The 13,735-nt window shown below is 67.6% G+C and carries 11 protein-coding genes; 8 read left to right on the plus strand and 3 right to left on the minus strand.

Going from position 1 to position 13,735, the window contains the following annotated elements:
- The first annotated feature begins 124 nt into the window (after positions 1 to 124).
- Positions 125 to 1,681, plus strand: coding sequence for a methyl-accepting chemotaxis protein (locus ACW175_RS06400; RefSeq protein WP_492103767.1), 1,557 nt, complete (start codon positions 125 to 127; stop codon positions 1,679 to 1,681).
- A 15-nt stretch (positions 1,682 to 1,696) separates the two neighbouring features.
- Here the strand turns inward: ACW175_RS06400 and ACW175_RS06405 are convergent, their stop codons facing one another.
- On the minus strand, positions 1,697 to 2,749 hold the full coding sequence (locus ACW175_RS06405) for a LacI family DNA-binding transcriptional regulator (RefSeq protein WP_492103768.1): 1,053 nt from the start codon (positions 2,747 to 2,749) through the stop codon (positions 1,697 to 1,699).
- A gap of 214 nt (positions 2,750 to 2,963) precedes the next feature.
- On the opposite strand from ACW175_RS06405, the gene ACW175_RS06410 reads away from it, so the two are divergent.
- Genes ACW175_RS06410 through ACW175_RS06420 form a run of 3 tightly spaced genes read left to right on the plus strand, consistent with a single transcriptional unit; the run spans position 2,964 to position 6,079 of the window.
- Positions 2,964 to 4,220, plus strand: a complete 1,257-nt coding sequence (locus ACW175_RS06410) for an MFS transporter (RefSeq protein WP_492103769.1) — start codon at positions 2,964 to 2,966, stop codon at positions 4,218 to 4,220.
- 18 nt (positions 4,221 to 4,238) lie between these two features.
- The gene (locus ACW175_RS06415; protein WP_492103770.1) at positions 4,239 to 5,045 is read left to right on the plus strand and encodes a TrmH family RNA methyltransferase; all 807 of its coding nucleotides are present in this window, start codon (positions 4,239 to 4,241) and stop codon (positions 5,043 to 5,045) included.
- 59 nt (positions 5,046 to 5,104) lie between these two features.
- A complete protein-coding gene (locus ACW175_RS06420; protein ID WP_492103771.1) occupies positions 5,105 to 6,079 on the plus strand; it encodes an alpha/beta hydrolase in 975 nt (324 codons plus the stop codon).
- On the opposite strand, the gene ACW175_RS06425 is transcribed toward ACW175_RS06420, so the two are convergent.
- Entirely contained in the window at positions 6,076 to 6,795 is a 720-nt protein-coding gene (locus tag ACW175_RS06425; RefSeq protein ID WP_492103772.1) for a helix-turn-helix transcriptional regulator, read from the minus strand. The two genes, ACW175_RS06420 and ACW175_RS06425, sit on opposite strands and share 4 nt — an antisense overlap.
- 93 nt (positions 6,796 to 6,888) lie before the next feature.
- On the opposite strand from ACW175_RS06425, the gene ACW175_RS06430 reads away from it, so the two are divergent.
- Both ACW175_RS06430 and ACW175_RS06435 read left to right on the plus strand, forming a co-directional pair.
- A complete protein-coding gene (locus ACW175_RS06430; RefSeq protein ID WP_492103773.1) occupies positions 6,889 to 7,617 on the plus strand; it encodes a glutathione S-transferase family protein in 729 nt (242 codons plus the stop codon).
- 352 nt (positions 7,618 to 7,969) lie between these two features.
- Positions 7,970 to 8,734: a FadR/GntR family transcriptional regulator gene (locus ACW175_RS06435; RefSeq protein ID WP_492103774.1), complete on the plus strand. Its 765-nt coding sequence runs from the start codon at positions 7,970 to 7,972 to the stop codon at positions 8,732 to 8,734.
- Between the two features lie 118 nt (positions 8,735 to 8,852).
- Here ACW175_RS06435 and ACW175_RS06440 read toward each other — a convergent pair whose 3' ends face one another.
- Complete coding sequence (locus ACW175_RS06440; protein ID WP_492103775.1) at positions 8,853 to 11,246, minus strand: TonB-dependent receptor; 2,394 nt, start codon at positions 11,244 to 11,246, stop codon at positions 8,853 to 8,855.
- A gap of 351 nt (positions 11,247 to 11,597) precedes the next feature.
- On the opposite strand from ACW175_RS06440, the gene kduI reads away from it, so the two are divergent.
- Complete coding sequence (gene kduI, locus ACW175_RS06445; RefSeq protein ID WP_492103776.1) at positions 11,598 to 12,446, plus strand: 5-dehydro-4-deoxy-D-glucuronate isomerase; 849 nt, start codon at positions 11,598 to 11,600, stop codon at positions 12,444 to 12,446.
- 51 nt (positions 12,447 to 12,497) lie between these two features.
- Positions 12,498 to 13,721 (plus strand): glycoside hydrolase family 88/105 protein, encoded by a 1,224-nt coding sequence (locus tag ACW175_RS06450; protein ID WP_492103777.1) that lies wholly within the window; start codon positions 12,498 to 12,500, stop codon positions 13,719 to 13,721.
- The last annotated feature ends 14 nt before the right edge of the window (positions 13,722 to 13,735 follow it).

The following is a 13,735-nucleotide window of genomic DNA, read 5'->3' on the forward strand; positions in this document are numbered from 1 at the left end:
CGCGGCGCCTCGACATTGTGGTGCGGCGGGTGCGCGCAGGCATCCAACTTTCAGTCTTGGTTAACGGATTCCCGTCACGAACATGGTCAACGAAATCTTATCGTCATGACCGGAGCACGAACGCATGAGCGCGCACGCCAAGCTTGATCAGCGGATGGCCTTCATGCGTTTCGACGAGCGCTCGCGGTCGGCGCTGCGCGCCCTCAAGCCGTTGATCGACGCCGAGATCAAGGGCGCGCTGAACAAGTTCTACAGCCAGGTCCGCACGTTCCCCGAGACACGCGTCAAGTTTGGCGACGACGCCCACATGGCTGGCGCCGAGCGCGCCCAGGCGGCCCATTGGAGCCGGATCGCCCAGGCGGATTATAGCGACACCTATGTCCGCGACGTCGAGCGGATCGGGCGCGCCCACGTCCACGCCGACATCCAGCCGCGGTGGTACATCGGCGGCTACGCCCTTGTGGCCGAGGAGTTGATCCGCGCCGTCGTCGCCAAGCGCGCCAAGGGCCTGTTCAACAACGCCGCCAAGTCGGACGCCGACCTGGCCGACGGTCTCTCCGCCCTGACCAAGGCCGTGTTCCTCGACATGGAGTTGGCCATCTCGAGTTATCTGTCGGTAATGCAGGAAGAGCGCGAAGCGCTTGAAGCCGAACGCCGGGCCGCCGAGCATGGCCAGGCCCAGGCCGTGAAGGCGGTCGGCGAGGCTCTGTCGCGACTGGCCGCCGGCGATCTGTCGGCCCGCGTCGAGGGCGATCTGGCGCCCGAATTCCACAGCCTGAAGGTCGATTTCGAGCAGGCCGTCAGCGCCCTGGCCGAAGCCATGCGCTCGGTCGAGCATTCGGCCGGGGGCATCCGATCGGGCGTCGACGAGATCGCCCGCAGCGCCGAGGACCTGTCGCAGCGCACCGAACAACAGGCCGCCACGCTGGAGCAGACGGCCGCCGCCGTCGAGGAGCTGACCAGCGCCGTAAGCAAGACCGCGCAGGGCGCCCGCGAGGTCTCCTCGCGCGTCAGCGAAGCCTCGACCGAGGCCCAGCGCTCGGGCGAGATCGTCACCCGCGCCGCGGAGGCGATGACCAAGATCGAGGCGCAATCCTCGCAGGTGAACCAAATCCTGGGCATGATCGACGAGATCGCCTTCCAGACCAACCTGCTGGCTCTGAACGCCGGGGTCGAAGCCGCCCGCGCCGGCGATAGCGGCAAGGGCTTCGCCGTCGTGGCGCAGGAAGTGCGGGCTCTGGCCCAGCGCTCGTCTAGCGCCGCCAGCGAGATCAAGTCGCTGATCACCGAATCCAGCCGCCAGGTCAGCGAAGGCGTCGACCTGGTGGGCCAGACGGGCGAGGCGCTGCGAGGCATCCACGAGAAGGTCGGTGGCATCGACGAGCTGGTCAACGCCATCGCCGCCTCCGCCAGCGAACAGGCGACGGCCTTGGGCCAGGTCAATTCGGCCGTGAACCAGCTCGATCAGGTGACCCAGCGCAACGCCGCCATGGTCTCGCGGTCGACCGAGGCCACCCACGCCCTGCGCGTCGAGGCCGCCGACCTCTCGAACCGCGTCGGGGCGTTCCGCCTGGGCGGGCGTGCGCAGAGCTTCCAGCCGACCGAGCGCGAGCAACCGGCCGAGAACCCCGTCCACGCCGCCCGCGCCCGCGTCGCCGCCTTCGCCCGCCCAGGCCGATAGGCGGGCCGGTAAGATCTATTTCGGCGGCGGCGCCGTCGAGGCGCGGTGGATCAGGTCGAACGGCAGGAGCTCATCCACCGGCCGTTCGGGCGGATCGTTGCTCTTGGCCTGGGCGATCAGCAACTTGGCCGCCACCGAGGACATCTCCGCGACCGGCTGGCGCACGGTCGTGAGCTGGGGGCGGCTGAAGCGTGAGCTGGGGCTGTCGTCGAAGCCCGCCACCGACACGTCGCCGGGCGTCATCAGTCCGGCCTCGGCGATCGCCGCGATGCAGCCCAGGGCCATGTCGTCATTGCTGGCGAAGATGGCCGTCGGGCGATCGGGCAGGGCCAGCAGCGCCTTGGCCTGCTCCAGGCCGGACTGGAAGGTGAAGTCGCCCTGGCGCACCCAGTCGCCGGCGACGGACAGGCCGCGCGCCTTCATGGCCTCCAGATAGCCCTGACGTCGCGCCTGGCTGGCGCCGTAGCGCGGCTCGCCGACGATGAAGCCGATGCGCTTGTGACCCAGCTCGGCCAGATGCTCGGTCATCTCGCGGGCGGCCGCGACATCGTCCATGTGCACGCGGGAACCCGGTCCGTCCGCGCGCTCGGGCCCGACGCGGACATAGGGCGTGGCGGTCTTGTCCAGTATCTCCAGCACGCCGGGATTGTCGGAGGAGGGCGGCGTCAGGATCACGCCGTCCGGCTTCAGCGCCGCGATGAAGGCGGCCACGTCCTGGCGCACATTCGCGCCGTCATTGTCGATCAGCTCGATCAGCAGGTGATAGCCGGCCTCGCGGCACACCAGGGTCGCGCCCAGCTGGATGCGGCTGAGATAGTCGGCGCCGCGCTCGCTCCGCCAGTGGTCGATGGTCAGGGCGGCGTCGACGAAGACGGCGATCACGAACGAGCGCGAGCCGGCCAGGCTGCGCGCCGACAGGTTCGGACTGTAGCCGAGGTCGCCGGCCGCCTCGAGCACGCGATCGCGCATGGCGGGGCGGACGTTCGGCTCCTTGTTCATCACCCGCGAAACGGTCTTGATCGAGACGCCGGCCCGCGCGGCGACATCGTAGATCGTCACCGAGGCCATCAGATCGTCCCGACGCTGTTCTGACTCATGTTCATCTAGCCAACCTAGAGCGTCCGCGGGGGATAGGGAAACTCCCCCTTGTCTCGCAAGGAAGGCGCGGCCACTGTCGCCCTTCGACGCGGCGTAAGACCGCGCCGAGCCCGTTCGCGAAACGGGCTCAATCTAAAAGTCTTAGAGCGGGGCGCTCGCCATGCTCTTGGGGGAGGTGAGTAGAGTGCGGCCTGACGACGGAGCGCGGCCAAAGGAGCCGGTGCGCGCGAACTTCATCGCCGCCTATACCCTGGCCCAGGTCGGGGCCTTCGTCTCGTTCCAACCGCTTCTGCAAGTCCTGCTGCCGTTGAAGGCCGAGTCGATCGACGCGGCCTCCAAGGCGGTGGTGCTGAGCCAGGTCGCCTTCTATGGCGCCATCGCCGCCAGCATCGCCAACCTGCTGGCCGGGGCGATCAGCGACCGCACCACCTCGCGCTTCGGCCGTCGTCGGCCCTGGATGGTGGTCGGCGCGCTGGGGGCGTCCCTGGCCTATCTCGCCATCATGCACGCCAAGACCCCGCTGGCCCTGATCGGCGGGGTGATCCTGTTCCAGCTGACCTTCAACCTGTGTTTCTCGGCCCTGGTCGCGGTGATGCCCGACCGGGTGCCTGATACGCAGAAGGGGCTGGTGGCTGCGTTCCTCAGTCTGGGCAATCCCATCGGCACGGCGGTCGGCGCGGTCGTGATCGGCGGACTGCTGGTGGTCGAGTGGCAACGCTATGCCGCGATCTCGGCCGCGCTTCTGCTCGGCCTGGCGCCGTTCGTGATCCGCCTGCGCGATCCCCCGCTGCCCAAGTCGGACGCGCCGCCGTTCCATCTGATGGAGTTCGTCCGAGGGCTCTGGGTCAGTCCCCGCAAGCACCCGGACTTCGCCTTCGCGTGGGCCGGGCGCTTCATGGTGCTGGTCGCCTTGAGCTTGGTGCAGAGCTACATGCTCTATTTCCTGCAGGACGTGGTCGACTATCCCAGCCTGTTCCCCGGCCATCGCTCCGAGGAGGGGCTGGCGATCCTGGCGACCATTTCGACCGTGTTCAACGTGGCCTGCGCCATGCTGGGCGGCGTGCTTTCGGACCGGCTGAAGCGGCGCAAGCTGTTCGCTTTCGGCGCCGCCCTGACCATCGCTTCGTCGATGATCGTCTTCTCGCTGTCGCCAGCCTGGCCGGTGCTGGTCGGGGCCTATATCGTTTATGGCTGCGGCGCGGGCTGCTTTTCCGCCGTCGACATCGCCCTGGTAACCCAGGTGCTGCCGTCGCAGCGCGACGCGGGCAAGGACCTGGGCGTCATCAACCTGGCCAACACCTTGCCGCAGGCTCTGGCTCCGGCGCTCGCGGTGTGGAGCCTTGGTTCGACCCACGAGAACTTCCAGGTCTTCTTCTGGATGGCCGCAGGTCTCGCCCTGGCTGGCGGTCTGGCGATCCTGCCGATACGAGGGGTGCGTTAAGCCGCTTCGAGATTTGCCGTGCCCGCGTTCCGCATTGTCACCGATCCCGACGATCCCGCCGTCGCCCCGTTCCGGGCGATCAAGGAGCGCGACCTCGTTGGGCGGGAAGGGCTGTTCATCGCCGAGGGAGAGACGGTGTTGCGCGCCTTCGTTCGCGATGCGCCGGAACGGGTGGTCTCGCTGCTGATCGATCCGAAGCGCAAGGATAAGCTGGCCGACGTCTTCGCCGGCCTGCCGGACGACGTCCCCGTCCACCTCGCGGATCAGGCCGTGGTCGACGCCATCGCCGGCTTTCACCTGCATCGCGGCGTGCTGGCGGTGGGGAAGAAGCCCGACCCGATCCCGGCGCGCGACCTGCTGACCGGCCTGCCGGCGCGAGCGATCGTGCTGGTGCTGTGCGGCATCGCCAATCACGACAATATGGGCGGCATCTATCGCAATGCCGCCGCCTTCGGGGTCGACGCGATGATCCTGGACGCCGACTGCTGCGATCCGCTCTATCGCAAGGCCATCCGAGTCTCGGTCGGGGCGGCGTTGTCGCTCCCGACGGCGAGGCTGGAGCGCGGCGAGGACATCGCCAGCCTGTTGGCCTCGACGAATTTCGAAGGCCTGGCGCTGAGTCCCTCGGCGACGGAGATCCTGGCGCGTCTGAAGCCCGCGGCTCGAACGGCGGTGCTGCTGGGCGCGGAAGGTCCCGGCCTGACGCCCGAGGTGATGGCCCGCGCGCGGACGATCGGCATCCCGATGGCGGGCGGCTTTGATTCGCTGAACGTCGCCACCACCAGTGGGATCGTGCTGCATCACCTTCGGTTCGCCCAGGGCTAGGAAACCGGTTTCCTAGGCCTTAGGCTCCCGCCACAACATCCCGTTAGAAGGCTAGATCCATGCTGAACCGTCGCGGCGCCCTGGCGACCTTTGTCACCGGCTTCCTGGCTTCGCTGGCGGCCAAGAGCGTCGAGGCCGCGCCGATGGAGCCCCTAGCCGATCCCACCGAGTCCATCGTCCTTTGGCCCGCCGGCCCCCCCGGCGGCGCGAAGGTCACTGTCGAGGAAGTGATCCTCGAGCGCGGCGATCCCAACGGCGTGCGCGACCGGGCCATGGCCCACACTCGCAAGCCGGTGCTGCGGGTGTTCCGTCCCAAGACCCCGAACGGCGCGGCGGTGATGCTGATTCCCGGCGGCGGCTATGTGCGGGCGGTGCTGGACAAGGAGGGTTACGAGATGGCCCGCTGGCTGAACCAGCAGGGCTACACCTGTTTCGTCCTGTTCTACCGCATGCCCGGCGACGGCTGGGCGGCTGGCGCCGACACGCCGCTGCAGGACGCCCAGCGCGGCATTCGTCAGATCCGGGCGCGCGCGGTCGAGATGGGCTTCAGCCCCGACCGTGTGGCGATCATGGGCTTCTCGGCCGGCGGCCACCTGGCGGCCAGCTTGACGACACGCTTCGCCGACAAGACCTACGATCGGATCGACGCCGCCGACGACCTGCCGGCCAAGCCCAGTCTGTCGGGCCTGATCTATCCGGTGATCAGCATGGATCCGGCCATCGCCCACGGCGGCTCGCGCAAGGAGCTGCTGACCGCCGACGCCTCGCCCGAGCGGGCCGCGGCGATCTCGCCCGAGCGCCTGGTGACTGCGGGCCTGTCGCCAGTGTTCCAGCTGCACGCCGCCGACGACAAGTCGGTGCCGGTCGAGAACAGCCTGGTGATGTTCGCCGCGCTGAAGGCCAAGGCCGTGCCGACCGAACTGCATATCTTCGAGGAGGGCGGCCACGGCTTTGGCCTGCGCGGCACGCCGGGCAAGCCGGTGGCGGCCTGGCCCAGCCTGTTCGAGACCTTCGCCAAGCGGCACGGGATCTAGCAGTCAGCGCGTTCTTTCAGCTTCCAGGCGGCGATCTCGGCGTCGCGGAACTTGATCCACTCGCCGCGCAGCACCGCCGGCCGCTTGCCGTGGCGTTCTTCCAGGAACTCCGCGCCGACCACGCGATCGGTGCGGAAGGTTCGGAACGCCTCGCGCAGTTCGCACCACGCGACGATCATCCGGATCGTCTCTCGATAGCCGACGGTCACCGGCCAGATGACCCGCGCGCTGACCGCGCCCGCGCCGTCGCTGTAGTCCAGGCGGATCTTGCGGCCGGCGTGGATCCAGGCGCGGACCTGGGCGACGTCGATGCGGTCGGTCTCGGGCTTCCAGGCCGGTGCTGCGCCGATCGCTGGCTCCAGCACGTAGGGCCTCAGGCGGTCGGGCACGGCGGCGGCGATCTTGCTGATCAGGTCGTTGGCGGCCTTGGCCAGGACCGGATCGCCTCGCCCGGCCACCCACTGGGCGCCCAGCACCGCCGCCTCGATCTCGTCGGGCGTCAACATCAGGGGCGGCATGTCGAAGCCGGCCTCCAGCACGTAGCCGATCCCGGCCTCGCCCCGGATCGGCGCGCGCTGGCCGACCAGGGCGGCGATGTCGCGATAGACGCTGCGCTTGGAGGTCTCCAGCTCGACGGCGATGGCGTCGGCGGTCACCGGCGCGCGGCTGCGGCGCAGGATCTGGATGATCTGGAAAAGGCGTTCGGCGCGTCTCATGGCCTCGAATATCGCTGATCGCTACTGACAGCATGCTGGCAGTAGCCTGGCGGTAGCAAGTCGTCACCACGACATTCGTGATGGAGAGGGACGATGATCACGCTATTCGCCGCCGGAGCCGGATTCGGGCTGCCCGAGATCAGCCCCTATGTGACCAAGACCGAGGTCCAGCTGATGATGGCTGGCCTCGACTACAAGAAAACCACGGGCAGCCGCGAGACCGCGCCCAAGGGCCAGTTGCCGTGGATCGAGGACGCCGCCCAGGCGATAGGCGACTCGACCTTCATCCGCGCCCACATCGAGCGGAAGTACGACATCGATCTCGACATCGGCCTTTCGGGCAAGGAACGCGCCCAGGCCTGGGCGATCGAGCGCATGATCGAGAACCAGCTAGGCTGGGTGTCGGCCTATTTCCGCCACCTCGACCCGGCCAACTTCGCCAAGGGGGCCGCGCGGTGGTTCGACCAAGCGCCGGAGCCCGTGCGTGACGAGCTAAGGCGTGGTCTGCGGGAAGCGATCGCGGCCAATGTCCGCGCGGTCGGCGTCGGCCGGCACCTGCGCGAGGAGGTCGCCTGGCTGGGCGGGCTGTCGCTGCGCTCGCTGGACGAGCTGCTGGAGGACAAGGCCTATCTGATGCGCGACAGCCATCCGGTCGGCGTCGACGCCACGGCCTTCGCCATGCTGGCGGGGATCATGACGCCGCACTTCGACTCGCCGCTACGTCGTGAGGCCGAAGGCTATCCGCGGCTCGTCGACTATGTCGGCCGGATGATGGCCCAATTCTATCCGGCTCATCCTTGGGGGCTGAAGCAGGCGGCGTGAGGCAAGATAACGCTGTCAAATTGGTCGTATGAGTTCACCTGGTCGCGAGATGATTGGTAAGGCCATTTTCAATTGCATGGCTGGCCAATTTCGTTAGGCTAGGGGCGCGCGACGGACGGGGTTTTACCCTTGTTCGTTCGCTTGCTCGTCGACCAAGGCGCTGCGTACCTTGCGCCAACCTCCTCCCGGGGCGGACGACGATGGCGGCCGGAGTCCTCCCTCCGGTCGCTTCGCCGGGACTTCATGGTAAGGCCACTCCAAGGGAGGTTGGCCCGCGAGTGCTTGTGAGCCGGCGGGACGCAGGCTAGTCCTGTGACGCGCCGATCGTGGCGCCTGTCCGTGGCCGCTCTTGATGTCGACCCCTTCGCCGGATTCCAGGCTCTACCAGCAGGTGGCCGCGACGATCAGCGGCGCGATCGCCGAAGGCGTCTATCAGCCGGGCCATCGCCTGCCGTCCGAGCGCGACCTGGCCGACGAGTTCGGCGTTTCCCGTCCCACCGTCCGCCGCGCCGTCATCGCGCTGGAGATGCGCGGGCTGCTGGAGGCCCGCCAGGGCTCGGGCGTCTATGTGCGTCTCGACCAGCCGCCGCCACCGGTGAAGGACCTCGACATCGGGGCGTTCGAGCAGGCCGAGGCCCGTCGCCTGTTCGAGGGCGAGGCCGCCGCCCTGGCCGCCACCCTGATCACCGACGAGGAACTGGCCTATCTCGAGACCCTGGTCGCCGAGATGAACAGCGACGCCTCGACCAAGGAGCAGTCGGAACTGGCCGACCGCCAGTTCCACATCTCCATCGCCCAGGCCACCCGCAACAACGCCGTGGTGCGGATCATCGAGGGCGCCTGGGACCTGCGCTACCGCTCGCGCCTGTGCATGCAGATGCTGGAAAAGGCACGCCACGTGCGCAAGCGGCCGCTGAACGACGAGCACCAGGAAATCATCGAGGCCCTGCGGACGCGCGATCCCAAGGCCGCGCGCGCGGCGATGCAGACCCACCTGGGCGGCCTGATCGAGAACCTGCTGCTGACCGCCGAGCTGGAGGCTATCGAGCGCACCCGCGAGAGCCTGGCGGCAAAGCGCGAAGAGATCGCCATCCGCGCGGCCAGCGCCGCGAAGTAGGCGAGAGCGCGGCCAGCGCCGCGAAGCAGGCCCTCCGCTATCAGCAAAAAAGAGGCCGGATCCGCAGGTGGGATCCGGCCGCGGGAGGGGGACTCGGAGGAGGGGCTAGGCCCGGCCTCTAGAAGTTCACGTCCAGGCGAGCGCCCACGTAGCGGAAGGCGTCGCGACCAGGGAACCACGTCTTGCCGAGGGCGGTCGGGATGGCCGGGTTGCTGTAGCCCGACGTGCCGTTGCCCAAGCCCTGGGCGTAGCGCTTGTCGAACAGGTTGTTGGCGAAGACCGAGATCTTGTAGCGATCGCTCAAGGCGGTGACGCCCAGCTTCAGGTCGACGATGCCATAGGCCTTCTGGATCGTGCGCGGATCCTGGCTGAGCGAGAAGTTGACGTCGTCCTGCCAGCGATAGGTCGCGCCGACGAAGCCCTTGAACGGCATGCCGGGCAGGTCGATATCGTACTGGCCGCCGATGTTGAACTTGAACTTCGGCGTGTTGTTGAGGCGCTTGCCGTGCAGGTTCTGCACCCGGCCGTTGGTCGTCGGCGTGCGGTAGCACTCGCCCGGCTTGCCGACATAGCCCGCGGGCTGCAGCGGCAGGTCGCCGGTGGCGGGCTGGGCGTTGTTGCAAGGGCCGTTGGCGAAGTCGACGACCGTCGCGTCGGTATAGGCGAAGGCGCCGTTGATCCTGAAGTTCGAGCTCAGGCGCGCCACCCCGTCCAGTTCCAGGCCCTGGGTGCGCAGCTGACCCACGCTGTTCAGGAAGGTCAGGAAGGTGCCGTCCGGCAGGAACGACGTCACCGAGGTCTGGAAGCCCTTGTAGTCGGCCCGGAAGAGGGTGGCGTTGAAGTAGGCGCGGCGGTTGAACAGGCTGCTCTTGAAGCCCAGCTCGTAGTTCTTGGCCGTTTCGGGCGGCACCGGCATCTGGGCGGCGATCCGGGCGTCGAAGGTGCTGACCAGATCATAGGCCTGGCCCTTGTAGCCGGTCGAGAAGGTCGCGAACGTCATGATGTCCGGCGTCACCTTGTACTGCGCGCCGATCTTGCCGGTGAAGGCGTCGTCCTGGTCGGACTTGCCGAACAGCTGGTGCGTCGTCGCCGCGCCGATGGCGGTGCTGGCGAAGATGGTCTTGTCGAACTTGTAGCTGATCTTCTGGCGATTGATCCGACCGCCGCCGGTCAGGCTGAGCCGATCGGTGAGGTCCCAGGTGGCGTTGGCGTAGGCCGAGTAGTTCTCGTTGGTGCTCTGCGCCAGGTAGCGGGCCAGCTGCAGCACCGGGCCGCGATTCAGGAAGCGGTCCAGGTCGTTCTTGGCGTACCAGAGGCCGGCCACGTAGCGCAGCCGCGTGTCCCCCGGCGAGGTCAGGCGGAACTCCTGGGTCCAGCTGTCGGCGTGGAAATAGCCGTTGATGACCGCGCCGCTGTTGACGCCCGAGGGGTTGGCGACCGGGAAGCCCAGCAGGAACGGTACGTCGGTGCCGTCGATGTCCTGGAAGTCGGTCATCTTCCAGCGATCGTGCGAGGTGATCGACGATAGGGTGTGGCCCTTCAGCGCCGAGCCGTCGCCGAAGGCGTAGTCGAGGCGGGCGGTCGTGCCGAACACATCCGAATTCCCGCCGCCGATACGGTCGTCGGCGCGCAGGAAGTGGTTGTTCTTGTCGATCGTGATCCCGCGCAGGGTGGTGCTGGCGGGGAAGCCCGGCTCCCCCTGATAGAAAAGGCCCGGCGTCAGTTCACTGATCACGCTGGCGCAGCAACTGCTGACATTGTGGTTGTAGCGTGGGGCCAGGCTGAGGGTCAGGTTCTCGGTCGGCGTCCAGACCAGCTTGGCGGTGGCGGTGAAGCCGGAGCTTCCGTTCACGTTCTTGCCGGCGGTCAGGTTCTTGACGTTGCCGTCGTAGTCGCTCTTGGCGGCCGTGAGGCGAAACAGCAGGTTGTCGCGGATCGGGCCGGAGACGGTAAAGGCCAGGCGGCGCTCGGCGTCATCGGTCGCCAGCGCCATGGCCTTGCCGGAGAATTCCTTGGTCGGGGCGGCGGTGACGATGTTCAGCACGCCGGCGATGGCGCTCTTGCCGAACAGGGTGCTTTGCGGGCCGCGCAGCACCTCCACGCGCTCGACGTCGATCAGGTCCTTGAAGGCGGCGGCCTGAAAGCCGACCGGCACGTCGTCGATGACCACCGCGACATCCGACTCGACGGCGATGCCGTTCGAGAAGGTGCCAATGCCGCGCATGTTGATGCTGAAATTGCCCGGCTGGCTGCCGTAGTTGATCACCAGACCCGGCGACAGTTTCACCAGGTCTCCCAGTTCGCGGACGTTGTTGCGGTCCAGTACGTCGGCGGTGACGGCGGTCACCGACACCGGCACGTCCTGCAGGCGCTCGGCGCGCTTGGTCGAGGTGACGATGACCTCTTCGAGCTGGGCGGAGTCGGTGTTGGTCTGCTGAGCCAGAGCCGCGACGGGGGCGGCGAGCAAGGCCGTCGCAGTGGAGGCGAGCAGCAGCAATCGGATGCTGGTCATGGTCCTGGTGTTCCTGCGCCTGCCGCTGGCTCACTGTCCGACGGCTAATTGGTATGCCCAACTGATGGCTTATGGTCAGACCAGTTGTCAAGTAGCGTCGTTCGGCGAGTGGATATGGTCTGGGCGGTTGTTTTCACTGTTCAATTGGACAAACAGCTTGGCGAACAACGACTAGTGACAACGTTAGACATGCAGTCGGCGCGCGTTCGGCCTTTACGGCGTCACCATCGGATTGGTAATGTCGGTTTCGCAACCAGCGAAAAATGGGGGATGGATGCGCGCCACGGAGCGGCCGCCGGTGAATGCCGCGGCTGGCCAGCGCCCTCCCCGAAGTGGAGGCCAACTCGGCCGATGAGCGTTCAGATGGACTATCGTGAGAGCACCGATCGCGCGGGCATTAGCCGCATGACGGGGCGCGAACTGCGCGACACCTTCGTCATCGACAAGCTGTTCCGGCCCGGCGAGCTGTCGCTGAGCTATCTGGAGATCGAGCGGGCGGTGGTCGGCTCGGCCGCGCCGACCGATACGGCCCTGACCCTGCCGACCCACAAGGAACTGGCCTCGCGGTTCTTCTGCGAGCGCCGCGAGGTGGGCGTGATCAACATCGGCGGTCCTGGCGTCGTGACCCTGGATGGCGAGGGTTTCGACCTGGCGCGCCACGACAGCCTCTATGTTGGCCGTGGGACGCAGGTCGTCAGCTTCGCGAGCGACGATCCGGCCAACCCGGCCAAGTTCTACTTCGTCAGCTATCCGGCTCACGCCAGCCACCCCAGCAAGCGGGTGCGGCGCGACGAGGCCAGGACGATCCAGGCCGGGGAGGCGACGACCGCTAATCGCCGGGTGATCCGTCAGGCCATCCGCCCCGGCATCGTCGAGACCTGCCAGCTGGTGATGGGCTTCACCGAGCTGGCCGACGGCAATGTCTGGAACACCATGCCGCCGCATACCCATCGCCGGCGCAGCGAAATCTACATGTACTTCGACACCGACCCCGGCCGGGTCATGCACTTGATGGGGGAGCCGTCCGAGCCGCGCGCGGTGTTCATGGACGAGGGCGAGGCGGTGTTCTCGCCCAGCTGGTCGATCCACAGCGGCGTCGGCACCTCGAACTACACCTTCGTCTGGTCGATGGGCGGGGAGAACCTGGAATTCGACGACATGGACGTGCTGGCGGTCTCACAGCTCGGCCCCAACACCTAAGCCAGGCGGCTACACGAAACGCATAAGAACAAGACGGGAGGAAACGCACTCATGACCTTCAAGACGCTCCTGAAGGCGGCCGTGGCCGCCGCGATCCTGGCCGGCGGCGCGGCGCCGGCCACCGCCGCCCCCCGCATGGCAGGGAAGGCCGCCGTCGTCAGTGTCCCGGCCGCTTCGGTCGACGCGGCGGGCCGCAAGGTGGCGGCCTGGCAATTGGCCCACATGGACAACTTCGACTACGTGCCGGTCGCCGCTTTCCGAAAGGACACCGAGGCGCCCCGCGACTGGATCCAAGCGGCCTTCTATATCGGCCTCTACACCTTCGCCGACGCGACCCAGGATCCGTACCTGACCACCGCGATCCTCAAGCACGGCGAGGCGGAAGCCTGGGGCTTCGATCATCGTCCGCGCCACGCCGACGCCGACGCCACCGGCGCGGTGTGGGTCTGGGCCGCCGGTCGCACCAAGGATCAGGGCAAGCTCACGCCGATCCGCGCGCGCTTCGACGCCGTGCTCGCCGATCCCTCGACGGTGTCGCTGGACTTCGCGCCGAAGCCGGCCAAGGGAGACCCTTACTGCCAGGTCCGCTGGTGCTGGAGCGACGCCATCTTCATGGCCCCGCCGGCCTGGGTGAGCCTGTCGAAGGTCACCGGCGACAAGCGCTACCTGGACCACGCCGACAGCGAGTTCTGGGCGACGACCGACTATCTCTACGACAAGACCGACCACCTCTATTTCCGCGACAGCCGCTTCATCACACGGCGCAGCGACGCGGGCGCGAAGATCTTCTGGGGGCGCGGCAATGGCTGGGCCTATGCGGGCATCGCGCGGATCCTGCAGGACCTGCCGGCCAATCATCCCAGCCGTCCGAAGTATGAGGCGATCTTCAAGCAGATGTCGGCCAAGATCGTCACCCTGCAGGGCCCCGAGGGCTACTGGCCCGTCTCGCTGCTGGAGCCGCAGAAGACGCCGGAGACCAGCGGCACGGGCTTCTTCGTCTATGGCCTGGCCTGGGGCGTGAACCACGGCCTCTTGCCGCGCGCCAAGTACGGCCCGGCCATCGACAAGGGCTGGAAGGCCTTGGAAGCGGCGATCGAGCCTGACGGCCGTCTGGGCTGGGTGCAGCGCGTCGGCGTCGCCCCTGACCAGGTGGGCCGCGATGATACTCAGCTCTATGGCGTCGGCGCGTTCCTGCTATCGGCCAGCGAAGTTCGCAAGCTGGCCGTCCAAGAATCTAACGCGGGCTCTGCTTCCCAAGGCCCGACCTCGCGCTAAGATAGATTCTCTCC

This window comes from Caulobacter sp. FV1ye6ST (genome assembly GCF_058681225.1).

Bases quoted from the DNA above. Each gene is read 5' to 3' on its own strand.
- ACW175_RS06440 (WP_492103775.1), bottom strand. From the start codon at position 11,246: ATGACCAGCATCCGATTGCTGCTGCTCGCCTCCACTGCGACGGCCTTG.
- ACW175_RS06405 (WP_492103768.1), bottom strand. From the start codon at position 2,749: ATGGCCTCGGTGACGATCTACGATGTCGCCGCGCGGGCCGGCGTCTCG.
- ACW175_RS06400 (WP_492103767.1), top strand. From the start codon at position 125: ATGAGCGCGCACGCCAAGCTTGATCAGCGGATGGCCTTCATGCGTTTC.
- ACW175_RS06435 (WP_492103774.1), top strand. From the start codon at position 7,970: ATGTCGACCCCTTCGCCGGATTCCAGGCTCTACCAGCAGGTGGCCGCG.
- kduI (WP_492103776.1), top strand. From the start codon at position 11,598: ATGAGCGTTCAGATGGACTATCGTGAGAGCACCGATCGCGCGGGCATT.
- ACW175_RS06425 (WP_492103772.1), bottom strand. From the start codon at position 6,795: ATGAGACGCGCCGAACGCCTTTTCCAGATCATCCAGATCCTGCGCCGC.
- ACW175_RS06420 (WP_492103771.1), top strand. From the start codon at position 5,105: ATGCTGAACCGTCGCGGCGCCCTGGCGACCTTTGTCACCGGCTTCCTG.
- ACW175_RS06430 (WP_492103773.1), top strand. From the start codon at position 6,889: ATGATCACGCTATTCGCCGCCGGAGCCGGATTCGGGCTGCCCGAGATC.
- ACW175_RS06450 (WP_492103777.1), top strand. From the start codon at position 12,498: ATGACCTTCAAGACGCTCCTGAAGGCGGCCGTGGCCGCCGCGATCCTG.